Source organism: Streptomyces sp. SL06 (assembly GCF_058244745.1).
Map to the genome: position 1 here is coordinate 3,028,070 of NZ_JBSYOT010000002.1, position 25,604 is coordinate 3,053,673.

Consider the following 25,604-nt stretch of genomic DNA (forward strand, 5'->3'; position numbering starts at 1 on the left):
TAGGATGAGCCCGTGGACACCGAGGCGTTGCGATCGTTCGTCCGGGCGGCCGAACTCGGACAGTTGCGGCACGCGGCCGATGAGCTGGGCGTGACCCAGCAGGCGGTCTCCAAGCGGATCGCCGCCCTGGAGCGCGAGTTGGAGGTCCGGCTGTTCACACGGACCGCCCGCGGGGTCGAGCTGACGCTCGACGGTCAGGCCTTCCTGCCCCACGCGCGAGGCGTGGTCGCCGGTCTCGACCGCGCCGTCACCGCGGTCAGGCCGGGCTCCCGGGCCCTGCGGATCGACGTTCTCGGCCTGCGGAGCGCGCAGGCCGTCGTCCTGCACGACTACTGGCGGTCGCGTCCCGGGACCGACCTCGACGTGGTGACCCTCCGGGTCGCGGATCCACGCGTGGCCGTCGCCGCGGTCGAGGCGGGCGATGTCGACGCCTCGTTCCGCACCGTCACCGACCCGGCCGCGCTGCCGCCCGGCGTGCGCATGATCCACGCGTTCGACTCGCCGCTGGAACTCCTCGTCGGCCCCGGGCATCCGCTCGCCGCCGCGCGGAGCGTGACACCGGCGCGGCTGCGCGGGCACCGGATCTGGGTGCCCGGCATCGCGCCCCGCAGCGAGTGGGCGGAGTTCTACGAACAGCTCGCCGCCGGCTTCGGGCTGCGCGTCGACTCGACGGGCCCGCACTTCGGGGACGAAGTGCTCCTGGACACCCTCGCGGACTCCGCGGACGTGGCCACCCTGGTCGGGGCGCGCGACCGGTACCTCTGGCCCGCGACCCACGACCTGCGCCGCATCCCGGTCGTGAACCCGACCCTCGCCTACCCGCTCTCGCTGCTCCTCCCCCGTACGAATCCGCATCCGGGGCTCCGGGGGATCATCGCCCACCTCGGGAACCTGCCGGGGCCGACCGGGACGGTCTGGCTCCCGTCCTGGGCGACGGCGGCGGGAACCGCCCGCGGTTCGTCCACGTCGAGGGGGGCCGACGAGAAGAACGCGGGGAGGCAAAGGCCTTAGCACCCAGACTTTGATAGGCAGGAGGGGACTACTGCCCGTAAAACGCAAAGGACCCCGGTTTCCGGGGAATTCGGAAACCGGGGTGCGTGCAGGCGTGACGGACGTTACGAGGTCTGGCCCCGCGCCCGTGCCGCGTCGTCGGCGACATCCTCCTGGCCGCGGTTGGCCTCCAGGTTGGACTTCATGCGGTCCACGCGCCGCACGACCTGCATCGAGGCCCGGTCCCGCTCCTTGCGCAGCGCGACATAGCTGATGGGGGCCGAGATCACCAGGGAGAGCAGAAGGATCCACATGCCGTTGGAGTCGCCGAGACCGCGCGGGAAGACGCCGGCGTAGACGAGCCCCCAGACGGCCACGAGGCAGGCCACGAAGATCCCGAGGCGCATCAGCGTGTAGCGGAGCATCTCAATCCACTCTTCCGTTTCTGGCACAAAGAGGCACCGTCCAGTGAAACATGCCCGGACGCCGGTCCCGGCGGCGGGGGTCGGGCCCCGGCCGCGCGGGGCGGGCTCAGGCCAGCGGCAGCAGCATGAAGATGTCGTCCCGGTCGTCACCCGGCGCCACCCGGATCGCGCCGGGCACCCGGCCGACCTCCTTGTAGCCGCAGGACTCGTAGAACCGTTCGAGGCCGAGGCCGCCCCGGCAGGTCAGCCGGATCGCCTCGACGCCCTCGCAGGTGCGGGCCGCGTCCGCGGCGGCGGCCATCAGCTCCCGGCCGCGGCCCCGGCCCTGGTGGCGCGGGTGGACCATCACCGTGTTGAGCCACAGCCAGTGGATCATCAGCCGGTGCGTGTTGAGGGTGAGGAACGCGGTGGCGGCCACCCGCCCCTCCTCGTCGTGGCCGACCAGCAGGCGGGTGCGGCCCTCGGCCATGGCGACCATGTGCTTGACCAGCTCGGGACGCACGTCCTCCCTCGTCACGGGCGGTACGAAGCCCACGGAGCCGCCCGCGTTGGAGACGTCGGTCCACAGGTCGAGGACGCCGTCACGCAGTGCGGGGGTGACGGGCGGTTCGAAAGTGAAGGTAAGGGACACGGTGCCATCGTAATCCTTACGCGAGGACCCGTGCGGCCACTTTCAGGTCCGCGACCAGTCCCCGGTACGCCTCCTCCCGGTCCTCGGCACGCAGCACGGCGGACGGATGCACGGTCGGTACGAGCCGTTCGGGGTGCCCGTGGATCCGCTCCTCAAGGATCGTGCCGCGCACCCCAGTGACCCGGAACGACGATCCGAGCAGGGCCTTTCCGGCCGTGGCGCCGAGTACGACGATCAGTTCGGGCCGTACGCGGTCCAGCTCGGCGGCCAGCCAGGGGCCGCAGGCGGCCGTCTCGCGCAGGGTGGGCGCCTTGTGGATACGGCGCTTGCGGGGCTCGGCCCGGGTGAACTTGAAGTGCTTGACGGCGTTGGTCACATAGGCCTCGCCGGCCTCGATGCCGGAATCCGCGAGCGCGCGGTCCAGCAGCCGGCCGGCCGGTCCGACGAAGGGCTCGCCCTGCCGGTCCTCCTGGTCGCCGGGCTGCTCACCGACGAGCATGACGCGGGCGGTCGCCGGGCCGGCCCCGAAGACCGTCTGGGTGGCGTTCCTGTGCAGGGGGCAGCCGCGGCAGCCGGCGGCGGCTTCGCGCAGGGCGGGGAGGCCGCCGCGCCGGGGTACGAAGGGTTCGGCGGTGTAGGCGTCCTCGGGTGCGGGAGTGGACATGCGGGCCGGGTACCCACCGTGGGGGCCGTTCGCGCAGACGTGCACCGGACGCCCCCGAAAGGGGCGCGGGGAACTGCGCGACCGGCCACAGACCACCCGCACCCGGCGAACAACCGAAAAAATCACACCCGCATCGGCTGCGGCGACTCCCGGCGCGCCGGGTCGGGGCCCTCGTACTCCCGAAGGATCTCGTACCGCGTGTTCCGCTCGACCGGCCGGAACCCGGCGTCGCGGATGAGGTCGAGCAGATCCTCACGCGTGAGCTTGTTCGGCGTGCCGAAATCGTCCGCGTCGTGCGTGATCTTGTACTCGACGACCGACCCGTCCATGTCGTCCGCGCCGTGCTGAAGCGCGAGCTGCGCGGTCTGCACGCCGTGCATGACCCAGAAGACCTTGACGTGCGGGACGTTGTCGAACAGCAGCCGCGACACCGCGAAGGTCTTCAGCGCCTCCGCGCCGGTCGCCATCTGGGTCCGCGCCTGGAGCCGGTTGCGGACCTTGCCGTCCTTCATGTCCACGAAGTCGTGCTGGTAGCGCAGCGGGATGAAGACCTGGAAGCCGCCCGTCTCGTCCTGGAGTTCACGCAGGCGCAGCACGTGGTCCACGCGGTGGCGGGGCTCCTCGATGTGGCCGTAGAGCATGGTGCACGGGGTCTTGAGCCCCTTCTCGTGCGCCAGGCGGTGGATGCGGGACCAGTCCTCCCAGTGGGTGCGGTGGTCGACGATGTGCTGCCGCACCTCCCAGTCGAAGATCTCGGCGCCGCCGCCGGTCAGCGACTCCAGGCCGGCGTCGATCAGCTCGTCGAGGATGTCGGAGGCGGACATCCCGGAGATGGTCTCGAAGTGGTGGATCTCGGTGGCGGTGAACGCCTTCAGGGACACGTCCGGCAGCGCGGCCTTCAGCTCCCGCAGCGAGCGCGGGTAGTAGCGCCACGGCAGGTTCGGGTGCAGGCCGTTGACGATGTGCAGCTCGGTGAGGTTCTCGCCCTCCATCGCCTTGGCGAGCTTCACCGCCTCCTCGATGCGCATCGTGTACGCGTCCTTCTCCCCCGGCTTGCGCTGGAAGGAGCAGTACGCGCAGGAGGCGGTGCACACATTGGTCATGTTGAGGTGGCGGTTGACGTTGAAGTGGACGACGTCGCCGTTCTTCCGCGTCCGCACCTCGTGTGCCAGCCCGCCCAGCCAGGCCAGATCGTCCGACTCGTACAGCGCGATGCCGTCCTCGCGGGTCAGCCGCTCCCCGGAGCGGACCTTCTGCTCCAGCTCCCGCTTGAGCCCGGCGTCCATGCGATACCTCTTTCTCGGTTTCCCCGGTTCTCCGGCCGACCCGTCAGACTCCGTAAACCGTACGCCCCGGCGGCTACGCCTCTTCCGGCAGCTCGCCCACCCGGTTCTCCCACTTGGTGGAGAGCACGATGGTGGTACGGGTGCGGGAGACGCCCTTGGTGCCGGAGAGCCGGCGGATGATGCTCTCCAGGCCGTCCACGTCGGTCGCGCGCACCTTGAGCATGAAGGAGTCGTCGCCGGCGATGAACCAGCAGTCCTCGATCTCCCGCAGCTCCTTCAGCCGCTGTGCCACGTCCTCGTGGTCGGCGGCGTCGGAGAGCGAGACGCCGATCAGGGCGGTGACGCCGAGGCCGAGCGAGGCGGCGTCCACGGTGGCCCGGTAACCGGTGATGACGCCGGCCGCCTCCAGCCGGTTGATGCGGTCGGTGACACTGGGTCCCGAGAGTCCGACGAGGCGCCCCAGCTCCGCGTAGGAGGCCCGGCCGTTCTCTCTCAGGGCCTGGATGAGCTGCCTGTCCACCGCGTCCATGCGATCGAAGCCTTCCACTGAAGAGTTCTGAAGATGTGGGGTAACAAACGTGTGGGGAGGGGTGGTGCTCAGGTGGTGGGGCGCGCCCCGCCGAGGTCGCCGCGCCAGCGGCGGTAGAGACCGTGCTCGACGCCCACCGCGTCGAGCACGCGTCCGGCGACGAAGTCCACCAGGTCCTGGATGTGCGTCGCCCCCGCGTAGAAGGCCGGCGAGGCGGGCACCACGGTCGCGCCCGCGTCGTCCAGGGTCACCAGGTGCCGCAGTGTCCGGCCGTCCAGCGGGGTCTCCCGTACGGCCACGACCAGTCTGCGGCGCTCCTTCAGGGTCACGCTCGCCGACCGCTGCAACAGGTCCTTCGACAGCCCGAGCGCGACACCGGCCACGCAGGCCGTGGACGCGGGCACGATCAGCATGCCCTTGGCCGGGTACGACCCCGAGGACGGCCCCGCCGCGAGGTCGCCCGCGCTCCAGTGCCGTACGCCCTCCAGGTCGACGTCGAAGGTGCCGGGCTTGCCGTCGGCGCCCCGGGACAGCCAGGCGCGCAGGTCGGTACGCCAGTGGGCGTCCCGGAAGGAGACGCCGGTCTCGTCGAGCAGGGTGAGCCGCGAGGCCCGGCTGACCACCAGGTCGACGCTCTCTCCGGCGGCGAGCAGCGCCCGCAGCACGGCGGCGGCGTATGGAGTGCCGGATGCTCCGGAAACCCCCACGATCCAAGGCGCGCGCTGCGTTTCTCCTGGGTTCACATCTTGAGCCTATCCGGCCGCCCCCAGTGGGCGTCGGGCGGCCGGACAGCGGCACCCGCGTGTGCGGGGAGCGGGGCCGAGCAAGGCCCGGTCAACGTCCGAGCCTCCGGCGGGCGGGCACCGCGAATCCGCCGATATCACCCGAAGGAGCTAGACCGTGAGCCCCCGCACCAGCAGATCGATCAGCGCGCAGACGAACAGGCTGATCCCGATGAAGCCGTTGACCGAGAAGAACGCCCTGTTCAGGCGGGTCAGGTCGTGGGGGCGGACGATGGTGTGCTCGTAGGCGAAGGCGCCCGCGACGATCAGCAGGCCGAGCCAGAAGAAGGCGCCGGCGCCGGTGGCCACGGCGTACCAGACGAACAGGGCCGTGGTGATCGTGTGGCAGGCGCGGGCGCCCCGGACCGCGGCCGGGACGCCGAAGCGGGCCGGGACGGACTTGACGCCGACCTCGCGGTCGGTCTCCACGTCCTGGCAGGCGTAGATCAGGTCGAAGCCGCCGATCCAGATGCCGACCGCGAGGCCGAGGATCACCGCGTCCCAGGACCAGCTTCCGGTGATCGCCAGCCAGCCGCCGATCGGCCCCATCGCCTGGGCGAGCCCCAGGATGGCCTGCGGGAAGTTCGTGAACCGCTTGCCGTAGGGGTAGACCACCATCGGGATCACCGCGACGGGGGCGAGGGCGAGGCAGAGCGGGTTGAGCAGGGCCGCCGCGCCGAGGAAGACGACGAGGGCGACCACCGCGCCGGTCCAGGCGTGCCGGACCGACATGGCGCCGGTGACCAGCTCGCGGTGGGCGGTGCGGGGGTTGCGGGCGTCGATCTCGCGGTCGATGATCCGGTTGACGGCCATCGCGAAGGTCCGCAGGCCGACCATGGCGACGGTGACCAGGAGCAGCCGGCCCCAGTGGATGTTCTCGTCCCACTCGTACATCGCGGTCAGCGCGGCGATGTAGGCGAAGGGCAGCGCGAAGACCGAGTGCTCGATCATCACCAGGCGCAGAAACGCCCTGGTGCGCCCCGGCTGCTGCGGCAGGGCGGCGGAAGCCGACGTCACAGTCCGTACTCCTTCCAGCGGCGGTCGACCTTCGCCGCCGTCTCGGGGTCGGACAGCACCATGTCCGGCCAGCCCCCGTCGCGCGTATACCCCTCCTCGGGCAGTTTCCGCGTCGCGTCGATGCCCGCCTTGCCTCCCCAGAACTGCTGGTAGGAGGCGTGGTCGAGGTGGTCGACCGGGCCTTCCACGACGGTCAGGTCGCGGGCGTAGTCGGTGTTGCCGAGCGCGCGCCAGGCGACCTCGTGCAGGTCGTGGACGTCGCAGTCGGCGTCGACGACCACGATGAGCTTGGTCAGGGACATCATGTGCGCGCCCCAGACGGCGTGCATCACCTTCTGCGCGTGCTTGGGGTACTTCTTGTCGATCGAGACGATCGCGCAGTTGTGGAAGCCGCCCGCCTCGGGGAGGTGGTAGTCCACGATGTCCGGGACGATGATCTTGAGCAGGGGCAGGAAGAAGCGCTCCGTCGCGCGGGCCAGCGGGCCGTCCTCGGTCGGGGGGCGGCCGACCACGATGGACTGGAGCAGCGGGCGCCTGCGCATCGTCACGCAGTCGATCTTCAGGGCCGGGAAGGGCTCCTGCGGTGTGTAGAAACCGGTGTGGTCGCCGAAGGGGCCCTCGGGGAGCAGCTCGCCGGGCTCCAGCCAGCCCTCGACGACGACCTCGGCCTGCGCGGGCACCTGGAGCGGGACCGTCTTGCAGTCGACCATCTCGATCCGCCTGCCCTGCACGAACCCGGCGAACAGGTACTCGTCGATGTCGCCGGGCAGCGGCGCGGTGGAGGCGTAGGTCACCGCGGGCGGGCAGCCGAAGGCGATCGCGACCGGCAGGCGCTCGCCACGCCGGGCGGCGACCTGGTAGTGGTTGCGGCTGTCCTTGTGGATCTGCCAGTGCATGCCGATGGTGCGCCGGTCGTGGCGCTGGAGCCGGTACAGGCCCAGGTTGCGAATGCCCGTCTCCGGGTCCTTGGTGTGGGTGAGGCCCAGGTTGAAGAAGGAGCCGCCGTCGTGCGGCCAGGTGAAGAGCGCGGGGAGCCGGTCCAGGTCCACGTCGTCGCCGCGCAGGACGACCTCCTGGACGGGCGCGCTGTCGGACTTCACCTTCTTCGGCGGTACGTGCGTCATCGCGCCGAGCTTGCCGAAGGCCTCGCGCAATCCGACGAAGCCCTGCGGCAGTTCGGGCCGCAGCAGTCCGCCGATCCTGTCGGAGATGTCGTCGTACGACTTCAGGCCGAGGGCCTTGAGCAGGCGGCGGTCGGTGCCGAAGACGTTCATCGCGAGGGGCAGGTCGGAGCCCTTCACGTTCTCGAACAGCAGCGCGGGGCCGCCGCTCTTGTTCACCCGGTCGACGATCTCCCCGACCTCCAGGTGCGGATCCACCTCGGCCTTGATGCGCTTGAGGTCGCCCTCGCGCTCCAGTGCCCTGAGCAGCGAGCGAAGATCGTCGTAAGCCATGCCGTCCAGTATCCCCGAGCGGCTACCCTGGCCCTGTACCTGGGGGCCGTGACGCGTCCCCACCCCCGCTTCCGCTGGAGAAGAGGCCCCATGCTCCGGGTGCTGATGTTCCTCGTGCCACTGGCGTTGAGCGTCTACGCGTTCATCGACTGCATCAGCACGAAGGACGCCGACATCCGCCATATGCCCAAGCCGCTGTGGGCGATCCTCGTGCTGCTCTTTCCGCTGGTCGGATCGATCTCCTGGATCATCGCCGGCAAGAAGCGGGCGGCGGTCGGCGCGGCCCCCTGGCAGGGCGGCGGACGGCGGCAGTGGGTCGCGCCGGACGACAATCCCGACTTCCTGAAGTCCCTCGGCAAGGACGGGGACCAGGGCGAGGAGGACCGGCGGGACCGCAGTCCCGACGGCGAGAAGGACGGGGACGACCAGCCCGGGGGCGGGCGCGGCGGAGCCTGACCGGCCTCACGTCAGCATTCTGATCCCGGCTTCGTCCAGGGCCCGGTCGAAGGCCCGTACGTCCCTGATGTCGCCGGGGAAGAAGTCCCGGGGCTCGCCGCCGTAGGTCGCCCGGCCGATCATGAGGGGGCCGCCGGCGGGGGTGGGGTTGGTGTCCTCAACGTCGGCCTCCCGTACGCCGTCGACGTAGAGGCGCAGTCTGCGGGCCTGGCCGTCGCAGACGCCGGCCAGGTGGGTCCAGGCGTTCGCGGCGGGCTCGGTGCGGCCGACGGCGCGCAGGTCGGGGCGGGCGAAGGCCCAGCGCCTCTCGGTGGCGGCGTACTGGAGGTAGAAGCCGCTGACCGACTCCCCCTCCTGGCTGACCGCGGTGGCGAAGGCGCCGGGCAGGACGGCCGGGCGGACCCAGGCCGCGACGGTGAAGCTCCGGCCGGCCTCGGTCGCCAGCACCGGTCCCAGGGTCACTATCCGGCTGCCGGCCCCGTCGAAGGCGGCCCCGTCCGCGCCGCCGTGCCAGGCGACGCCGGTCGCGGTGCCGTCGTTGCCGCCGACGGTGTCCCGGGCGGTCTCACCCTCCGTCTCGTCGAGCGGCCAGTGCCCGACGGGCCGCGGGGGCTCCGGAGGCAGCGGGGTGCCTCGCGGGGCCGTGGGCGCGGGCGCCGCCGCGGGCGTGGCGCGCGGCTCCCTCGGGGCGGCCGACCGGGTGAGGAGGAACCCCGTCTCGACACCGAGTGCGACGACCGCGCCGGCGCCGGAGAGCAGGAAGGCCCGCCGGCCGCTGTCGTCCGGGGCACCGTCCGGCTCCGTCGCTGACACAGCTGCCTCCCGGTGTGCGCTCCCCGCCCGCTCTCTCCGTACGGGCGGGCCAAGCATATGGGCAGCCGCGCACCGGTGTTGAGGCTCCGTCCGTCCCTCCGGCGAGCTACGGGCGGGTGTCCACCACGGGGTGACGATCCGGAGCCGCGGCGTCCCTAGAGTTCTCATCAGTCGCCGGGCGGCAGCACCGGCGGGAAAGCCCCCGAGACTCCGCGCCTCAGCCCACCCACGCCTTCTGGAGGCCCTCATGTTCCGCACCCTCGTCAAGGCGACGGCCGTCGCCGCCGTCGTCTGCACCGTGGCCGGCGCGGGACTCGTCCTCAACGAGGAGTACGCCAGGACGGGTTCCGGCCCGACGGACTCGGTCACGGCCGTGGGCGCCTCCCTGGGCGACCCGTTCACCGGCACGAAGAAGATCCGGGTCGACGGCCACTCGGTCAACGTCTCCTGTTCCGGCCGCGCCTCGGCACCCGGCCCGCTCGTCATGCTGATGGCCGGCGGCGGCGAGGGCCTGGACAACATGGCCCCGCTCCAGAAGTCCCTGAGCGAGAAGTCCCGGGTCTGCTCCTACGACCGGCTCGGCGAGGGCGCGAGCGACGCGCCCGAGGGCCTCCAGACCGTCGACGACAGCGGCAGGATCCTCACCTCCGTCCTCGACCGCCTCGCCGGTGACCGCCCCGTGGTCCTGGCCGGCCACTCCCTGGGCGGTTACATCGCCGCCCGGTACGCCCCCGACCACCGGGACCGGATCAAGGGCCTGGTCCTGCTGGACGCCACCGTCCCGACGCTGACCGCCGGCATCTCCAAGGCGGTCCCCGCGTCCGCCACCGGTATGGCGGCCGAGCTGCGCGACGGGGCGATCGCGGTCAACCAGGGCCAGAACCCTGAGCAGTTCGTCATCGCCGACGGCAGGGTCCGCTCCGCGGGGAACATCCCCGTGGAGATCCTCAAGCACGAGTCCCAGTACGCCGAGGTCCCCGAGTACGGCCCCGCCCTGGAGCGGATGTGGACCGAGGGCCAGCGGAAGTGGCGCGCGCTGTCCCACCGCAGCACGCTCGCCACCGCCCCCGGCAGCGGCCACTACATCCACGTCGACCGCCCCGACCTCGCCCTCGACGCCGTCCGGAAGGTCACCGCCCGCGTCACCCACCGGCACTGACCGACCCCACGAACCGGCTCCGGGCCGCGGCTTCCCCCGCCGCGGCCCGGGGCCTTCGCCGTCGTTCCGGATCCGGGCCGTCCGACCGGGCCGGCGGGCGCCGCAGTGGTGCGTATCGGCGTTCGAGAGGCCATCCGTTCCGTTGAACCGTGCCGACACACCAGGTGCGCGGTCGCGGACACGGCATTCCCTTGGTCGGGTCTGCTACATCTGCGAACGGAGACCCCCCTCGTGCGAATGACCGACATCCAACGCTGCGAGATCCGGCCCGGACGCCTCGTCGAATGGACGCTCAGTCCCCGGACCCTCGACATCGCGGCGGCGCTGCCCGAGGACGCGCGGCCTCCGGCGTACATCCAGGAGTCGCACATCCGGACGGCCCGGTCGGTCCGCGAGAGCGGGCTGTTCGTGCCGACCTGGCTCGGCGCGGCCTTCGACATCCCGGGCCGGGTCGACCTCGACGTGCTCCAGGAGGCGCTGCGTGCCTGGACGTTGCGGCACGAGACGCTGCGCAGCGGCTTCCGCTGGAGCGGCGAGAGCGGTGACACCATGCGCCGGTTCACCCTGGACGCGGACTCGGTGGCCCTCCAGCGCGAGGACGTGGGCGACTTCCCGGACGCGGCCGATCTGGCCCGCCATCTGCAGAACCGCTTCGACAGCGTCGCGGACGCGCTGCGCTGGCCCAACCTGATCTACACGGCGGTCGTCCGCGACGACGGCGTCAGCGTCTACATGGCCTTCGACCACAGCAACGTCGACGCGTACTCCATCTACCGCATCCCCGCCGAGATCGGCGAGCTGTACACCGCCGGGATCGAGGGCCGGACCGTCGAGGGGCCCCGGGTGGGCAGCTACGTCGACTTCTGCGAGGCCGAGCGCGCGGACGCGGACCGGATCGACGGCGCCCACGACATCGTGGCCCGGTGGCGGGAGTTCATCCGGCGGTGCGACGGCCGGCTGCCCACCTTCCCGGTCGACCTCGGCGTCGAGCGCGGCGGCCCGCTGCCCGAGCAACGGCTGCTGCGCGAGCCGCTGGTGGACGCGGCCGACGCCGCCGCCTTCGAGGCGTACTGCCGTCCCTACGGCGGCAGCCTGGTCGGCGTCCTGGCCGCCACCGCGCTCATCGTCCACGAGATCGGCGGGGAGCCCGTCTACCGTACGGTCGTGCCGTTCCACACCAGGTCGCGGTCCCAGTGGTCGGAGTCCGTGGGCTGGTACGTGGGCGGCGCGCCCCTTGAGGTGCCGGTGAGCGGCGCCCACGACTTCCCGGGCGCCCTGCGCACCGTGCGCGCCGAACTCCAGGCCAACCGGCGGCTGTCCCGCATGCCGATCGACCGGGTGCTGCGCCTGCTCGGCACGGACTTCCGCCCCGACTCGCCCGACCTGTACTCGATCGTGTCCTACGTCGACGCCCGCGGCGTACCCGGCTCCGGGCAGTGGCCGGACCAGAGGGCGTACGCCATGCTCCGGGTGTCGTACGGCGACCAGGTGTGCGCGTGGGTCACCCGGCTCCCGGAGGGCCTGTGGTTCGCGAGCCGCTACCCGGACACGGACGTCGCGCACAAGAACCTGCGGCTGTACGTCGAGCGGCTGCGGGACATCGTCACGAGCGTCGCCCGCCCGGACTCCGCGGCCGGTTGACCCCCCTCAGAAACCGACCGACCGCAGGACGCCCAGGCCCACGTCCGCGTAGGAGTGCTTGCCGGAGATGAAGATGTTGACGCCGTAGTAGTTGAACAGCCAGCATCCGAAGGCGGCCAGTGCCAGGTAGGCGGCCCTGCGGCCCTTCCAGCCGGCGGTGGCGCGGGCGTGCAGATAGCCGGCGTAGGCGACCCAGGTGATGAAGGACCAGGTCTCCTTGGGGTCCCAGCCCCAGTAGCGGCCCCAGGCGTCGCCCGCCCAGATCGCGCCCGCGATGATCGTGAACGTCCACAGCGGGAAGACGGCGGCGTTGACCCGGTAGGCGAACTTGTCGAGGGAGGCGGCCGCGGGCAGCCGGTCCAGGACCGAGTTGGCGAAGCGGCCGGGCCTGCCGCCGCTCGCGAGCTTGTTCTCGAAGCTGTCCTTGAACAGGTACAGGACCGCGGCGACCGCGCCGACGTAGAACACCGCGCCGCAGAAGATCGCGGTGGAGACGTGGATGTACAGCCAGTACGAGTGCAGGGCCGGTACCAACTGGTCGCTGGCCGTGTACAGGACCGTGACGGCGAGGCCGAGGTCGAGCAGGACCGTGGTGATCAGGGGGAGCCCGAGCCAGCGGACGTTCTTCCGCAGCGCCAGCAGCACCAGGTACACGCCGACGGCGACCGTCGTGAACGTGAGGTTGAACTCGTACATGTTGCCCCACGGCGCCCGCTTCACCGACAGGGCGCGGGCGAGCACACCGCCCGCCTCGATGGCGAAGGCGAGCACGGTGAGCGAGATGGCGATCCGCCCGTACAGGTCCCCCTGCACGGTGCCGCCGTGCGCGCCGGGACCGTCCGGCACGTCGCGGGAGCCGGAGGCCGCGCGCACGACGACCTTCGGCCGCTCCAGTACGGCGGTGGCGCCGGCCTTGTTCACGGTGACCGCAGGCCCGGACCTCGCCCCGCCGCCCGCGGTGAGCGCGGCCGCGGTGCGGCCCACCTTGCTGCGGCTGCCGAAGAGCCACTCGGCGATGTAGGCGAAGAACGCCAGGGTGTACACGGCCATCGCGGAGTAGATCAGCGTGTTGCTGAGATTCGCGAGATGCTCGTTGGTCGCGGCGGCCAGATCGGTTGCGGCGGCGAGAGTCACTTCTCAGACCCTTCGGCAGGTACGACGTGGGTGTCGGGGGAATCGGGGGTGTCGTCGTTCTTCGGCGCGTCGGGCGCCTGCTCGTACAGGATCCCGGCGAGGTCGCCGAGTTCTTCGGGGACCTTCGCGGACTCGCTGCGCCCGAGGCCGGCCATCTCGACGACCGTGACCCCGTCCTCGCCCTCGACGGCCCGCACCCAGACGCGGCGGCGCTGGATGAACAGGGAGCCGGCCAGGCCGAGGACGGCGGCGACGGCGCCGGCCAGCGCCCAGCCGCTTGCGGGCTGCTCGGTGACCTGGAAGCCGGCCCACTCCTTGATGCCGTCGAAGGTGACCGTGCCGGCGCCGTTCGGGAGCGTCATGGTCTCGCCGACCTTGAGCTGCTTCTTGAACAGCTCGCCGTCGGAGTCCTTGAACTCCTTCAGGTTGGTCCTGTCGAGCTGGTAGATGCTCTTGGCGAAGCCCGCGTCCACGCCGAGGTCGCCGTGGTAGGCGGAGAGCGCGAGCATCGGGTTCAGCAACGCGGGGAAGGTCGACAGCATCGTGCTGCCCTCGCCGCCGTAGGCCGGCAGGAAGAAGGCGTTGAAGCCGAGCTGTTCCTTCTCGCCCGCGGCGTTGCGGTAGCCGTCGCGGACCATGACGGCGCCGGACGAGGTGACGTTGGAGTCCAGCGGCAGCAGGGCGGTCGCCTCGTGGTCCATGACGACCTTGCCCCGGGCGTCCTTGACGGTGAGGATCGGCGCGTAGCCGTGGCTGACGAGGTAGACCTTCGAACCGTCGATCTCCAGCGGCTTGTTGACCTTGATGGTCTTCGTCCGCTCGGTGCCGTAGGCGCCCTCGCTGTAGGCGACCTCGGCCTCGTAGACGCGCGGGGTGCCGCGGTTGGGGCCGGTCGCCTCGTAGGTGCCGTGGAAGTCCTTCAGGGTGAAGCTGAAGGGGGCCAGGTCGTGGTCCGGGTCGAAGAGGTTGCCGGACTTGAAGTCGTCGTACTGGGTGAGCGTGTTGGAGAAGCCGTCGCCCTCCAGGATCAGCTTGTTGCCCTCGTACTTGAACAGCTGGCCCCAGGCGAACGAGGTCAGCATCACGATCAGCGCGATGTGGAAGGCCAGGTTGCCGGCCTCGCGCAGATAGCCCTTCTCGGCGGCCACGGCGTCACCGACGACATGGGCGCGGAAGCGGCGCTTGCGCAGCAGGGCGAGCGCGGCCTCGCGGACCTGCTCGGGCTCGGCCCCGGTCCGCCAGGTGGTGTGGGCGGGCAGCCGGTTCAGGCGCCGCGGTGCGCCGGGCGGACGGCCGCGCAGTTGGCCGACGAACTGCCAGGTGCGCGGGACGATGCAGCCGATGAGCGAGACGAACAGCAGGATGTAGACGGCGGAGAACCACACCGAGCTGTAGACGTGGAAGAGGCCGAGCTTGTCGTAGAGCGGCCCGAGGACCTCGTGGCCGGCGCGGAACTCCTCGACCTTCGTCTCGTCGACACCGCTCTGCGGGATCAGCGAGCCGGGGATCGCGCCCAGCGACAGCAGCAGGAGCAGCAGCAGCGCCACCCGCATCGAGGTGAGCTGCCGCCAGAACCAGCGGGTCCAGCCGATGACGCCGAGGGCGGGGAGGTTGGGCGGCTCTTCCCGGGGGGCGGTGGAGAGCTGGGAGCCTGCGGCGCCCAGTTCCCGCTCCTCGGCGGCCGTCGGGGTCTCGCCCGTGGTGGTGTTGCTCATCGGTCAGATCCCTACAGTGAAGCCGTTGGACCAGGTCTGCATGTCCTGCACGATGCTGTCCCAGGCGCCGGTCAGCAGCAGCAGGCCGGTCGCGATCATCATGACCCCGCCGACGCGCATCACCCACACGTAGTGGCGCTTGACCCAGCCGAAGGCGCCGAGTGCCTTGCGGAAGGCGACGGCGGCGAGCACGAAGGGGACGCCGAGGCCGAGGCAGTAGGCGACGGTCAGTACGGCGCCGCGGCCAGCGGTGCCCTGGTCGGCGGAGAGCGCCAGCACGGAGGCGAGGGTCGGGCCGATGCAGGGCGTCCAGCCGATGCCGAACAGGGCGCCCAGGACGGGGGCGCCGGCCAGGCCGTTCACGGGCCTCTTGTGGAAGCGGAACTCGCGCTGGGTGAGCCAGGGCATCAGGCCCATGAAGAAGACACCCATGAGGATCATGAACACGCCCAGCACCTTGGTCAGCACGCCCCGGTTGGCCTGGAGCGTGTCGCCGAAGTAGCCGAACAGCGCGCCGCTGGAGACGAAGACGACGGTGAAGCCGAGGACGAAGAGGGAGGCGCCGGCGACCATCCGGCCGCGCCGGGCCTCGCCGAGGTCGGTGCCGGTGACCCCGGTCACGTACGACAGGTATCCGGGGACCAGCGGCAGGACGCAGGGCGAGAAGAAGGAGACGAGGCCGCCGAGCAGGGCGACGGGCAGCGCCACCAGCAGGGCGCCGTTGAGCACCGTGCCGTTGTAGCCCTCCGCGGCGAGCGTGGTCACTGCGGACACGTCACTTCTCCGGCCCGGCCGACGCGCCCGGCTTGCCCGCCGCGCCCGGCTTGCCCGGCTCGTCGGTGAGGTACGGCGCCAGCATCTTGCGGAGCTTCTCCTCGCTCAGCGCCTGGAGGGTGCGGGCGGCGACCCTGCCCTCCCGGTCGATGACGAGCGTGGAGGGGATGGCCTGCGGGTTGAGCGTGCCCTTCTCGAAGCGGAGCATCAGCTTGCCGGTCGGGTCGTACAGGCTCGGGTAGCTGACCCCGAACTCCTCCTCGAAGGCGCGGGCCGGCCCGGTGGACGTGTCGCGGGTGTTGATGCCGACGAACTGGACGCCCTGGTCCTTGACGTCCTGGTAGACCTTCTCGAAGTTCTTGGCCTCGGCACGGCAGGGCGGACACCACGAGCCCCACACGTTGAGGACGACGACCTTGCCCCTGTAGTCGCCGACGTCGAGCCGTCCGCCGTCGACCGTCTCGCCCGACAGGTCGGGGGCGTCGGCCCGCGCGCCCTTGTCGGCGGTGGAGATGCCGTCCGCGCCGGTGACGAAGCCGGTGTTGCCGCCGCCGCCCGAGGTGCCGCCCGATCCGCACGCGGTGGCGAACAGCGCGACCGCGACGGCGCCGGCGGCCAGGACGCCACGGCGACGGGCGCGGGCGGTGGTGCTGGCGCGGTTCGAGTGGTCAAAGCGGTTCGAGCGGTTCGAGCGCAGGGGGGCGCGGCTGGCGGCACTCATGTGAAAAGTTTCGCATGTCCGTTCCGGGGATCTTGCGCGCCCCCCTCACGGGCGGAAACCCCCATTTCAGGCGGCATTTCCGGAGACCGTGGAGGTGCCCGTCGGAGTGTCCGCCGGGGTGTCCGTGCCGGTCTCCTTGAGGAAGGCGTGCCAGCCGCCGGCCGGCCGCTGCCCCACCTCGACGGTCTGGAGCCTGGCCAGCGTCTGCGGCCTCTGCGCGTCCAGCCAGTCGGTGAACTGGCGGAAGGAGACGAGCCGGATGTCCTCGCCCTTCTCCTTCTCCCGCGCGATGTGCTTGAGGGCCTCCTCGACGGCGTCCATGTAGATGCCGCCGTTCCACTGCTCGAAGTGGTTGCCGATGAAGAAGGGCGCCCGGTTCGACTCGTATGCCCGCTTGAAGCCGGATATGTACGCCTGGGTGGCCTGTTCGCGCCAGCCCGGGTAGTTGTGGGCGGGGGCGTTGGTCGAGTTGACCGACTGGTTGGCGAGGATGTTGTAGTCCATCGAGAGGACCTCGAAGGAGTGTCCGGGGAAAGGTATCTGCTGCAACGGCAGGTCCCAGATCCCGTTCCTCTTCACCGGCCACACCTGACGGCCGCCGGGCGAGGAGGCGTCGTAGCGCCAGCCCAGCTCGCGGGCGGTGGGCAGCAGGTTGTCCTGGCCGAGCAGACAGGGTGTGCGGCCGCCGACGAGTTCCTTGTCGTAGTCGAAGGGCAGGGACGGCAGGTCGGTCCAGCCGCTGTTGGTCCGCCACTCCTTCACGAAGGACTTCGCCTGGTCGATCTCGCTGCGCCACTGCGCCGGGGTCCAGTTGCCGACCGTGCCGCCGCCCGAGCAGAAGTGCCCGTTGAAGTGGGTGCCGATCTCATGGCCGGCCAGCCAGGCCCGGCGGACGTTCTGGAGGGTGTCCTTGATGTGGGCGTCGGTGAGGTAGCCGATGTCGGAGGCGCCGCGCGGGTTGTTCGGCGGTTCGTAGCAGCGCTTCTTCGACTCGGGCAGCAGGTACAGGCCCGACAGGAAGAAGGTCATGTGCGCGCCGTGCTCCTCGGCGAGGTCGAGGAAGCGCGGGAAGAGCCCGTTGCCGACCTCCCCCGCCCCGTCCCAGGAGAAGACGACGAACTGCGGCGGGGTCTGGCCGGGCTCCAGCGGCACGGGTGCGTCCGGCTGGTGCGGCTGCTTGCCGGTGTACGCCGTGGAGCCGTCGCCGATGGGCCGGGCCGAGGGCCCGCCGCCGGAGGGCGAGGGCTTCGTGGAACCGCCGGCCTGCCGCGAGCCGTCCGACGACGTGTGGGAGCCGTCCGATGCCGGGTGGGAGCCGGTGCCGCAACCCGCGAGCCCGGCTGCGGCCGCGGCACCCGCGCCGAGTCCGAGCATCCCCCTGCGGGTGAGAGTGCGGTTGGAAGTGCGCATCGCAACCTCGTTCGTCGCGTCCTTCGATGGTCACTGGGTCAGAGGACGCGACGAACGAGCGGGTTCCGGAAATTTGTGCGGATTAAGTAACGAGCACCGCAAAACATCGGGGCGGGCGGGCGTCGGGCCGTACGTCTGCGGGCACCGGCCGCCCGGCCGTCTCAGGCCCCGTACGCCTTGCCCTGCCCCTTGGCCGGCCGGGCCCCCGCGAGCAGGTGGGCCGGCACGAGGTCGCGGGCGGGCTCGCTGTAGCCGACGGAGACGATCCGGTCGCCCCGGTACGTGAACGTCGTCAGGGACGCCAGCGTGCACTGCCGGTTGCGCGGGTCGTGCCACAGCCGCCGCCGCTCGACGTACGACCGCAGGATCCAGATCGGCAGCTGGTGGCTGACCATCACGGCCTCGTGCCCGCGGGCCCGGTCCCGGGCCGCGTCCAGCGCGCCCTTCATCCGCACGACCTGGTCGACGTACGGCTCGCCCCAGGACGGCTTGAACGGGTTGACCACGTGCTTCCAGTTGGCGGGCCGGCGCAGCGCGCCGTCCCCCATGCCGAAGGTCTTGCCCTGGAAGACGTTCTCCGCCTCGATGAGGCGCCCGTCGGTGGCGAGGTCGAGCCCGTGCGCCTTGGCGATCGGTGCCGCCGTCTCCTGCGCCCGCTCCAGCGGGGAGGCCACGACATACGTCACGTCACGGGGGGCGAGGTACTCGGCGACCCGGTCGGCCATGCGCCGGCCCAGCTCGGAGAGGTGGAAGCCGGGCAGCCGGCCGTAGAGGACGCCGGTGGGGTTGTCCACCTCGCCGTGCCGCATGACGTGGACGACGGTCAGCTCTTCGTCGCTCTCGTGGCTCATGCCGTCGCCTCCGCCGCCGCGCGGGCCGCCGCCGGGAGGGCGTCTGCGATGCGCTCGACGGCCCGCTCGTCGTGGGCCGTGGACACGAACCAGGACTCGAAGGAGGACGGCGGCAGGTAGACGCCGTTCGCGAGCAGCGAGTGGAAGAAGGCGGTGAACCGGAAGGACTCCTGGGCCCTCGCCCCGTCGTAGTCGGTGACCGGCCGGTCGGTGAAGAACACGGAGAACATGTTGGAGGCGCTCTGCACCGTGTGCGCGACGCCCTCCTTGGTGAGCGCCTCGGTGACCAGGCCCTGGATCCGCGCGGACACGGCGTCGAGGGTCTCGTACGCGGCGTCGTCGAGGAGCCGCAGCTGGGCGAGGCCGGCGGCGGTGGCGACCGGGTTCCCGGAGAGGGTGCCGGCCTGGTAGACGGGCCCGGCCGGGGCGAGGTGCGCCATGACGTCGGCGCGCCCGCCGAACGCGGCGGCGGGGAACCCACCGCCCATGACCTTCCCGAAGGTCATCAGGTCGGGAACGACCCCTTCCACCCCGTACCAACCGGCGCGGCTGGTGCGGAAGCCGGTCATGACCTCGTCGGAGACGAACAGCGCGCCGTCGGCGGCGCAGGCGTCCTTGAGGCCCTGGTTGAACCCGGGCAGCGGCGGCACGACGCCCATGTTGCCGGGGGACGCCTCGGTGATCACGCAGGCGATCTCGCCGGGGTGGGCGGCGAAGGCGGCGTGCACGGCCGCCAGGTCGTTGTACGGCAGCACGATCGTGTCGCTCGCCTGGGCGCCGGTGACACCGGGGGTGTCGGGCAGCGCGAAGGTGGCGACGCCGGAGCCGGCGGCGGCCAGCAGCGAGTCGACGTGACCGTGGTAACACCCGGCGAACTTGATCACCTTGGTGCGCCGCGTGAACCCGCGGGCGAGCCGGATCGCCGACATCGTGGCCTCGGTCCCGCTGGAGACCAGCCGCACCTGCTCCAGCGGGGCGACCCGCTCGGCCATCGCCTCCGCGAGGGCGACCTCGCCCTCGCCGGGCGTGCCGAAGGACGTGCCGCGCGCGACCGCGTCCTGCACGGCGGCGATCACCTCGGGGTGGGCGTGCCCGAGGATCATGGGCCCCCAGGAGCAGACCAGGTCGACGTACTCGCGCCCGTCGGCGTCCGTCAGAAAGGGCCCGGCGCCCGACACCATGAACCGGGGCGTGCCGCCCACGGCGCGGAAGGCCCGCACCGGGGAGTTCACGCCGCCGGGTGTGACGGCCGCCGCACGGTCGAACAGAGCCTGCGAGGCCGGTGCTTCGTGTGGATATTCCAGTTCGCTCATGACCTGCGACTACTCCGACCTTCTCGACCTTCTCCGACGTATCGGACTCTGCTCGGGTCCCGCTCGCCCTCTGGTTGCCCAGGGTGGCCTCATCAGGGTAGACAACCGCCCCGATCGCCGTGCGGTCTGCCAGACTGGAGGCCGTCCACGCAGCTCACGCGTACCACGCGGACACGGGCTGCAGGCGTCCCGCGGACATATGTCTCACCGCACGTTTCGGCGAGCGACCGTGGGGGAGGTCACTGACACGATGATCGGGTTGCGCGGCGGGGGCCGCGCGTCCTAGAAAAGCAGTCGGGTGGAGATATGCATCGCGGTGGCGGACTGGGCGAGGGGACCGATGACCTGGGTCCTCGACGTGCCCGGCGGGGAAGGCACCGACGCGAGGCGGAGGAAGCGACCGAAGCACGTCAGGGACACGGCACACCGGGAGAGCCCGAAGGGCTCGGCGGGCGTGCCGACCGGCTGGGGGCGGGGAGCAGGAATGGTGGTCGGGTGGGGGTGACCTACAAGTACTTCGGCGCGCCCGACGGCGCGACCGCGGCCCGCGTCCCGATCTCGATGCGCCCCGAGGAACTGGGCGGTGACGAGCTGGGGATGAACGGCATGTTCACCAAGATCAAGCCGGAGACCATGGCCGCCATGGTCCTCACCGGCATAGAGGGCGTCCCCCTGCACAAGGTCCCGCCCCTGGAACTGGTCGTCCTGCACCCCGACTACGCGGTCGTGAAACTCCCGATGACCGTCGTCGACCCGCTGCGCGGCATAGGCGAGGAGGCGGTCGGCGCGGCAGCCTTCATCTGGTCGACGGTCCCGGACCGGGGCGGGCCTCGGGATGCGTTCAATGTGTACCAGTTGCTGCACGAGTGGCAGGACTTCAGCCATCGGTTGCATGAGGCGGGGCATCAGCCTTATTGCCTTGTTTGGCCCTGAGTCTGGGGTTTCGGTGGTGACACGGGCGGGGCCTTGGGGCCTCGCCCTTTTCCGTGCCGGAGGGAGCCGCGGGGGAGGGTTGAGGGCGCGTTGGTTTCGCTGGAAGTGCTGATGTGCCCTGGGCGCCGGGTGGGCCGCCTTCCGTCTCGGCTTCCGTGACGTCGACCGCCTTGCGGGTGCGAGGATCGCCGGACGGCAGCAGGTGCGGGTACGTCCGGCCCTTCAGGGTCTGCAGCCTCAGCTCGCGCCATCGGTCGTCAAAGTCGTGGCCAGCTGCTCCGGATCTCCGCCGTAGACGAGGACGTCCTCACCCTCGGCCGGGGTTTCGAAGCGGGCGAAGAAGTCGTCGAGGGCCTCCGGGGTGACAGTGAGGGCGTTGGCGTCCTCACGCTGGTTGCGTTCGGCCAGGCGCTGGAGCAGTACGTCGCGGTCGGCCGGGAGGTGGACGACCCGCGGGTGTCCGCCGGCCTGGCGGGCTGCTTCCCGCCAGGCGTCGCGTTCGTCGCGACTCCAGAGCCCGTGGTCGAGGACCACGTCGTTTCCGGCGTGCAGTTCCTTGATGAAGCAGGCCCGGATCGCCTCGACGATGGGGCGTTCACGCTCGAAGTAGGTGTGCTCGGGGTAGTCCACGCCGTAGCGGCCGTGCAGACGGTGGACTTCCTCGTCGACGGAGAGCCGGGTGAAGCCGTGCGCCGAGAGAGCTTGGGCAACGGTGGTCTTCCCGGAACCGGTCAGCCCGGTCAGGAGAACGGCGAGGGGCACGGGGCGTCCCTTCTGTGGCGCGTGTGCGCAAGCGGGCATTGTCCCTGACCGCGGTGGGCTCTCGCGTGTGGCGGTCACCCGGCGGAAGGCGAACCGCGGGTCACTGGGAGTCGCGGTCTTCTGCAATACGCCCACAGCAGGGCCAGGGGGCTTTGGGCTCGCTGGGTGCGCTGATGCGTCGGCGGGTGCGGGGTTCGCCGGGCGGCGATGACGATTCAGGGTTTTCTGAATTCAGGAATCCCTGTACTGTCGTGCCGTGCTGACTGTTGCTTCCGACATCGAGGTGCTCGTCCGGTTCGGTCGGGCGCTTGCCGATCCGATTCGCTGCCGGATTCTGCTTGCTCTGCGGGAGGAGCCCGCCTACCCGGCGGACCTCGCCGACGGGCTCGGGATCTCGCGTACGCGGCTGTCCAATCATCTGGCGTGTCTGCGGGACTGCGGGCTGGTCGTCAGCGTGCCCGACGGCCGCCGCACCCGGTACGAGCTGGCCGACGACCGGCTCGGCCATGCCCTGGACGATCTGCGTACCGCCGTCGTGGCCGTCGAGACCGACCGCACCTGTGTGGACGCCGACGAGAAGGGGTGCTGCTGATGGCCGCCGAGGTGGCGATGCCCCTCGGGCCGGGGCCTGCCCGCCGGGAGGCGCTTGCCCGGCGGATCCGCCTGCTGGTCGCCGCCACCATCACGTACAACGTGGTCGAGGCGGTCGTCGCGGTCACCGCCGGCACGATGGCCTCCTCCACCGCTCTGATCGGCTTCGGGCTCGACTCGGTCATCGAGGTCTCCTCGGCCGCCGCCGTCGCCTGGCAGTTCTCCGCCCGTGAGCACGCCGTGCGCGAGGCCCGGGAGAAGGCGGCCCTGCGGATCATCGCGGTCTCCTTCTTCGCGCTCGCCGCCTACGTCGCCTTCGATGCCGTACGCGCCCTGACCGGCACGGGCGAGGCCGAGCGTTCCATCCCCGGCATCGTCATCGCCGCGCTCTCCCTGGCGATCATGCCGTTCCTGTCCGCCGCCCAGCGCAGGGCCGGGCGCGAACTCGGCTCCGCCAGCGCCGTGGCGGACTCCAAGCAGACCCTGCTGTGCACGTACCTGTCCGCCGTGCTCCTGGTCGGCCTGGTCCTGAACGCCACCCTCGGCTGGTCCTGGGCCGATCCCGTCGCCGCCCTCGTCATCGCTGCCATCGCCGTCAAGGAGGGCCGCGACGCCTGGCAGGGCAAGGGGTGCTGCGCGGTCCCGGCCGCCGGTGACGACACGGACGCCTGCGGTTGCCGTACCGGCTGCGACTGCTGCGGCTGACCGGGTATCCCGGGTCCCGCGGCATCGCCCTCACCCGGCCCGCGGAGCGTCGTAGGAGAACCTGTAGCCGGTGAAGTCGGCGATACGGGCGTAACCGATGCGCCGGTAGAGGGCGTTGCTGGTGGGGTTGTCCGGGTCCGTGAACAGCACGACGTCCGTCGCGCCCTCGGTCAGCGCGGCCCTGCTCGCCGCTGCCGTCACGGCTCCCGCGTAGCCCCGGCCGCGGAGGTGGGGCGGGGTGTACACCGGGTCCACCCGGACCATGCCGCCGACGACCGGGGTCGCTGCCGCCATCGAGACGGGGGTGCCGTCCGGGGTCTCCCAGAACGTGAAGTGCCTGTCGCCGAACCGCGAGTCGTCCCAACGGCCGGTGTCGATCAGGTCGATGGAGGGCCGTTCCCCGACCTCGACACAGAACTCACGGCACCAGCGCACGACTTGCTCACGGTCGCTACCGCGCGTCATACGCCCCTGTCCCGCTGGGCGCGGCTGCGGTGCGGTGAGCGTGCCGAGGCGGTGGAGATGCGTCCGCCAGAACCGTACCGGCGTCGCGCCCACGTGCCGCTGCCATGACTTGGCGAAGGCGCCGGCGGTGTCGTGGTCCGCGACGACGTTGGAAGGGGCACGGCCGAGGTCTGCCAGGTGGGCGGCGAGGGTGTCGGTCTGCTCGGCGGCGAGCGGCGTGAGGCCCAGGCGGCCACGCGGGGTGAGATAGAAGATCCCGCGAACCTCTCCCCCTGACTCCAGTCGGCCGAAAACGGCGGCTTCGGCGTCGCATTCGACCGCCCCGCGTAGCCGCAGTGTCTCGATGTCCGTGAGTGGGGTGTTGTGCAGCGCGGGGCGCGAGCACAGGAAGTCCCCGGCTCGGACGAGGAATTCGTCGATCTCTTGGGTGAGGTGCCAGTCGTCCGGGAGCATGCCTCATGGTCCCGGATGTTCCGGGCCGCCGCTCGGGCCCTGCCAAGCAGGGTTGGGGCAACCGAGTGGTTCGCGGGGGCCGATGCCGCCAGTCTGCGGTCGGTCAGGTCGAACAGGAAGTCGATCCAGTGGGACAGGGGGGCGCAGTGCCGAGGGCTCCCGCCGTACGGGAGCCCGTACCTGTAGGTCTCGAAGCACGGCCGCGAGGTCCGCTGCCAGCAGGGTGACGACCGACGGCGTATCCGCCCAGGCGTGCAGGGCCTCCGCCGCCCGCCGCGACAAGGTCCAGATCCCAACGGGCCGCGATTTAACGGACCTTGGCGCGACGCAGGCCAGCTCTCTCATCACGCCCCCGCGGGCAGTCGATGCAGCGCCCGCGCACCCTACGAGTGCCGGCGAGTCGACGCCGCCCCGCCCGTCAGGAACCCGCGCATGTAGCCCGCCACCGTGTCCAGGTGGCTTTCGAGGAGGAAGTGGCCCGCTCCCGGGATCAGGTGGATCTCCGCGTCCGGCAGGTCCCTGGTGAAGGCGTGTGCTCCGGGCGGGCCGAAGATCTCGTCGGCCGCGCCCCAGACGGCGAGGAGGGGGACGCGGCGGTCGCGGAAGTAGGCGTGCACCCGGGGGTAGAGGGGCGGGTTGGAGGCGTAGTCGCGGAACAGGGCCAGCTGCACGAGGTCGTTGCCCGGTCGGTTGACCTCGCGGTGGTCGGCGGCCCAGGTGTCGGGGTCGACCAGCTCGGGCCGGTCCACTCCGTGCAGGTACTGCCAACGGATGGCGTCGAGGGAGAGGGCGGCGCGGACGGCCGGCTCGGTCTGCGGGCCCGGGTTCTCGGCGTACGCCCATACGGGCTTCCAGAACTCCGGTACGAAGCCCTCCTCGTAGGCGTTGCCGTTCTGCGTGATCACGGCGGTGATCGCGTCCGGGGTGCGCAGGGCCAGCCGCCAGCCGATGGGTGCGCCGTAGTCCTGGACGTACACGGCGTAGCGGCCGACGCCGAGCCGGGCCAGGAGGGCTTCGGTGATGTCGGTCAGGGAGTCGAAGGTGTAGGTGAACGCGTCCGCGGGCGGGGCGTCGGAGTTGCCGAAGCCGAGGTGGTCGGGGGCGATGACGTGGAATCGGTCGGCCAGCGCCGGGATGAGGTGGCGGAACATGCGTGAGCTGGTGGGGAAGCCGTGCAGGAGTACGAGTGCGGGGGCTCCGGGGGCGCCTGCCTCGCGGTAGAAGACGCGATGTCCCCGCACGGTCGCGTAGCGGTGGTGGACCTCAACCATGGCTAACCCCTTCAGTGGCGCGTGACGGTTATCCCTCGGGGTCCAGTAGACGACCCTTGGGGTAACCTGTCAAACCACTTGATGCAGTTAGCTGGAAGGTGAGGTCCGTGCTGGACGACCAGGCCCTCGTGCAGGCGCTGAACAGCACCCCTGTCGTGGACGGCCGACGCCGGGACCTGTGGCGTGACGACGACCGGGTGGACGCGTGGGCGCGGGAGCACGGGGGTGCCGGCGGCGAGGACGAGCGCCGGTGGCTGCGTACCGCCCGGGACGCGCTCCAGGCGGTGGAGTCGGGCAGGCAGGCCGAACCCCGGCTGCGCCGGGTCCTCGCAGGTGTGCGCAAGGTCCCGCGGCCCGACCCGGCGGGCGTCGACTGGCACCTGGAGGTGCCGCCGGAGCGCGCGCTCGCCGTGGCACTCGTGCTCGCGTGGGCGGACGTCAAGGAGCGGATGCCCGGCCGTCTGCGGCCGTGCGAGAACCCCGAATGCCGCCTCTTCCTGCTGGACCGCAGCCGTGCCAACACCGCGCGGTGGTGCTCGATGAAGACCTGCGGGAACCGGCTCAAAGCCCGTCGGCATCAGGCTCGGACCCGGGAGACCCCCCGAACCGAGCGGCCCGGGTAACGCGCGAGGCGGCGGCTCCCGTTGGAACCACCGCCT

General features: G+C 71.3%; 27 protein-coding genes. 8 read left to right on the top strand and 19 right to left on the bottom strand.

Annotated features, from left to right (window positions below):
* Positions 1-12: 12 nt before the first annotated feature.
* Positions 13-1,011: a LysR family transcriptional regulator gene (locus AC4IHM_RS13750; RefSeq protein ID WP_490867328.1), complete on the top strand. Its 999-nt coding sequence runs from the start codon at positions 13-15 to the stop codon at positions 1,009-1,011.
* Between the two features lie 104 nt (positions 1,012-1,115).
* On the opposite strand, the gene AC4IHM_RS13755 is transcribed toward AC4IHM_RS13750, so the two are convergent.
* The 8 genes from AC4IHM_RS13755 to AC4IHM_RS13790 form a co-directional block, all read right to left on the bottom strand.
* On the bottom strand, positions 1,116-1,415 hold the full coding sequence (locus tag AC4IHM_RS13755; protein WP_490867329.1) for a DUF4229 domain-containing protein: 300 nt from the start codon (positions 1,413-1,415) through the stop codon (positions 1,116-1,118).
* A 106-nt stretch (positions 1,416-1,521) separates the two neighbouring features.
* Positions 1,522-2,046, bottom strand: coding sequence for a GNAT family N-acetyltransferase (locus AC4IHM_RS13760; RefSeq protein WP_490867330.1), 525 nt, complete (start codon positions 2,044-2,046; stop codon positions 1,522-1,524).
* Between the two features lie 16 nt (positions 2,047-2,062).
* Positions 2,063-2,710: a UdgX family uracil-DNA binding protein gene (locus tag AC4IHM_RS13765; RefSeq protein ID WP_490867331.1), complete on the bottom strand. Its 648-nt coding sequence runs from the start codon at positions 2,708-2,710 to the stop codon at positions 2,063-2,065.
* Positions 2,711-2,832: 122 nt separating this feature from the next.
* Positions 2,833-3,996 carry an aminofutalosine synthase MqnE gene (gene mqnE, locus AC4IHM_RS13770; protein ID WP_087789939.1) on the bottom strand — a complete coding sequence of 388 codons (1,164 nt, stop codon included), beginning with the start codon at positions 3,994-3,996 and terminating at the stop codon, positions 2,833-2,835.
* Positions 3,997-4,069: 73 nt separating this feature from the next.
* Positions 4,070-4,525 (bottom strand): Lrp/AsnC family transcriptional regulator, encoded by a 456-nt coding sequence (locus tag AC4IHM_RS13775; RefSeq protein WP_490867332.1) that lies wholly within the window; start codon positions 4,523-4,525, stop codon positions 4,070-4,072.
* Positions 4,526-4,593: 68 nt separating this feature from the next.
* The gene (locus tag AC4IHM_RS13780; protein ID WP_490867333.1) at positions 4,594-5,268 is read right to left on the bottom strand and encodes a UbiX family flavin prenyltransferase; all 675 of its coding nucleotides are present in this window, start codon (positions 5,266-5,268) and stop codon (positions 4,594-4,596) included.
* 150 nt (positions 5,269-5,418) lie between these two features.
* The gene (mqnP, locus tag AC4IHM_RS13785; RefSeq protein WP_490867334.1) at positions 5,419-6,324 is read right to left on the bottom strand and encodes a menaquinone biosynthesis prenyltransferase MqnP; all 906 of its coding nucleotides are present in this window, start codon (positions 6,322-6,324) and stop codon (positions 5,419-5,421) included.
* Positions 6,321-7,778, bottom strand: coding sequence for a menaquinone biosynthesis decarboxylase (locus AC4IHM_RS13790; protein ID WP_490867335.1), 1,458 nt, complete (start codon positions 7,776-7,778; stop codon positions 6,321-6,323). The genes mqnP and AC4IHM_RS13790 overlap by 4 nt, the downstream gene beginning before the upstream one ends.
* A gap of 90 nt (positions 7,779-7,868) precedes the next feature.
* Here AC4IHM_RS13790 and AC4IHM_RS13795 point away from each other — a divergent pair, with 90 nt between their 5' ends.
* Positions 7,869-8,234, top strand: a complete 366-nt coding sequence (locus tag AC4IHM_RS13795) for a PLD nuclease N-terminal domain-containing protein (protein WP_490867336.1) — start codon at positions 7,869-7,871, stop codon at positions 8,232-8,234.
* Positions 8,235-8,240: 6 nt separating this feature from the next.
* Here the strand turns inward: AC4IHM_RS13795 and AC4IHM_RS13800 are convergent, their stop codons facing one another.
* Positions 8,241-9,047 carry a LamG domain-containing protein gene (locus AC4IHM_RS13800; protein WP_490867337.1) on the bottom strand — a complete coding sequence of 269 codons (807 nt, stop codon included), beginning with the start codon at positions 9,045-9,047 and terminating at the stop codon, positions 8,241-8,243.
* 247 nt (positions 9,048-9,294) lie between these two features.
* On the opposite strand from AC4IHM_RS13800, the gene AC4IHM_RS13805 reads away from it, so the two are divergent.
* The gene (locus AC4IHM_RS13805) at positions 9,295-10,206 is read left to right on the top strand and encodes an alpha/beta fold hydrolase (protein WP_490867338.1); all 912 of its coding nucleotides are present in this window, start codon (positions 9,295-9,297) and stop codon (positions 10,204-10,206) included.
* Between the two features lie 231 nt (positions 10,207-10,437).
* On the top strand, positions 10,438-11,847 hold the full coding sequence (locus tag AC4IHM_RS13810) for a condensation domain-containing protein (RefSeq protein ID WP_490867339.1): 1,410 nt from the start codon (positions 10,438-10,440) through the stop codon (positions 11,845-11,847).
* A gap of 6 nt (positions 11,848-11,853) precedes the next feature.
* Here AC4IHM_RS13810 and ccsB read toward each other — a convergent pair whose 3' ends face one another.
* The 7 genes from ccsB to hemL all read right to left on the bottom strand — a co-directional run bounded on the left by ccsB (position 11,854) and on the right by hemL (position 19,765).
* On the bottom strand, positions 11,854-12,981 hold the full coding sequence (ccsB, locus tag AC4IHM_RS13815; RefSeq protein ID WP_490867340.1) for a c-type cytochrome biogenesis protein CcsB: 1,128 nt from the start codon (positions 12,979-12,981) through the stop codon (positions 11,854-11,856).
* On the bottom strand, positions 12,978-14,696 hold the full coding sequence (gene resB / locus AC4IHM_RS13820) for a cytochrome c biogenesis protein ResB (protein WP_490867341.1): 1,719 nt from the start codon (positions 14,694-14,696) through the stop codon (positions 12,978-12,980). Before resB ends, ccsB begins: the two co-directional genes overlap by 4 nt.
* A gap of 3 nt (positions 14,697-14,699) precedes the next feature.
* On the bottom strand, positions 14,700-15,470 hold the full coding sequence (locus AC4IHM_RS13825; RefSeq protein ID WP_490867342.1) for a cytochrome c biogenesis CcdA family protein: 771 nt from the start codon (positions 15,468-15,470) through the stop codon (positions 14,700-14,702).
* 1 nt (position 15,471) lies between these two features.
* Positions 15,472-16,191 (bottom strand): TlpA family protein disulfide reductase, encoded by a 720-nt coding sequence (locus tag AC4IHM_RS13830; RefSeq protein WP_490867343.1) that lies wholly within the window; start codon positions 16,189-16,191, stop codon positions 15,472-15,474.
* Between the two features lie 66 nt (positions 16,192-16,257).
* On the bottom strand, positions 16,258-17,601 hold the full coding sequence (locus tag AC4IHM_RS13835; RefSeq protein ID WP_490867344.1) for a polysaccharide deacetylase family protein: 1,344 nt from the start codon (positions 17,599-17,601) through the stop codon (positions 16,258-16,260).
* A 161-nt stretch (positions 17,602-17,762) separates the two neighbouring features.
* On the bottom strand, positions 17,763-18,452 hold the full coding sequence (locus tag AC4IHM_RS13840; protein ID WP_490867345.1) for a histidine phosphatase family protein: 690 nt from the start codon (positions 18,450-18,452) through the stop codon (positions 17,763-17,765).
* Complete coding sequence (hemL, locus tag AC4IHM_RS13845) at positions 18,449-19,765, bottom strand: glutamate-1-semialdehyde 2,1-aminomutase (RefSeq protein ID WP_490867346.1); 1,317 nt, start codon at positions 19,763-19,765, stop codon at positions 18,449-18,451. Before hemL ends, AC4IHM_RS13840 begins: the two co-directional genes overlap by 4 nt.
* Positions 19,766-20,071: 306 nt before the next feature.
* Here hemL and AC4IHM_RS13850 point away from each other — a divergent pair, with 306 nt between their 5' ends.
* Positions 20,072-20,698 (top strand): hypothetical protein, encoded by a 627-nt coding sequence (locus AC4IHM_RS13850; protein WP_490867347.1) that lies wholly within the window; start codon positions 20,072-20,074, stop codon positions 20,696-20,698.
* A 237-nt stretch (positions 20,699-20,935) separates the two neighbouring features.
* On the opposite strand, the gene AC4IHM_RS13855 is transcribed toward AC4IHM_RS13850, so the two are convergent.
* Positions 20,936-21,460, bottom strand: coding sequence for a P-loop nucleotide/nucleoside kinase family protein (locus AC4IHM_RS13855; protein WP_490867348.1), 525 nt, complete (start codon positions 21,458-21,460; stop codon positions 20,936-20,938).
* Positions 21,461-21,716: 256 nt separating this feature from the next.
* Between AC4IHM_RS13855 and AC4IHM_RS13860 the strand changes: the two genes are divergently transcribed.
* The gene (locus AC4IHM_RS13860) at positions 21,717-22,052 is read left to right on the top strand and encodes an ArsR/SmtB family transcription factor (RefSeq protein ID WP_490867349.1); all 336 of its coding nucleotides are present in this window, start codon (positions 21,717-21,719) and stop codon (positions 22,050-22,052) included.
* Positions 22,052-22,756 carry a cation efflux transmembrane domain-containing protein gene (locus AC4IHM_RS13865; protein ID WP_490867350.1) on the top strand — a complete coding sequence of 235 codons (705 nt, stop codon included), beginning with the start codon at positions 22,052-22,054 and terminating at the stop codon, positions 22,754-22,756. The genes AC4IHM_RS13860 and AC4IHM_RS13865 overlap by 1 nt, the downstream gene beginning before the upstream one ends.
* Before the next feature lie 30 nt (positions 22,757-22,786).
* Here AC4IHM_RS13865 and AC4IHM_RS13870 read toward each other — a convergent pair whose 3' ends face one another.
* On the bottom strand, positions 22,787-23,674 hold the full coding sequence (locus AC4IHM_RS13870; protein WP_490867351.1) for a GNAT family N-acetyltransferase: 888 nt from the start codon (positions 23,672-23,674) through the stop codon (positions 22,787-22,789).
* Positions 23,675-24,057: 383 nt separating this feature from the next.
* Positions 24,058-24,945: an alpha/beta fold hydrolase gene (locus AC4IHM_RS13875; RefSeq protein WP_490867352.1), complete on the bottom strand. Its 888-nt coding sequence runs from the start codon at positions 24,943-24,945 to the stop codon at positions 24,058-24,060.
* Positions 24,946-25,052: 107 nt separating this feature from the next.
* Here AC4IHM_RS13875 and AC4IHM_RS13880 point away from each other — a divergent pair, with 107 nt between their 5' ends.
* Positions 25,053-25,568 (top strand): CGNR zinc finger domain-containing protein, encoded by a 516-nt coding sequence (locus AC4IHM_RS13880; RefSeq protein WP_490867353.1) that lies wholly within the window; start codon positions 25,053-25,055, stop codon positions 25,566-25,568.
* Positions 25,569-25,604 lie beyond the last annotated feature (36 nt).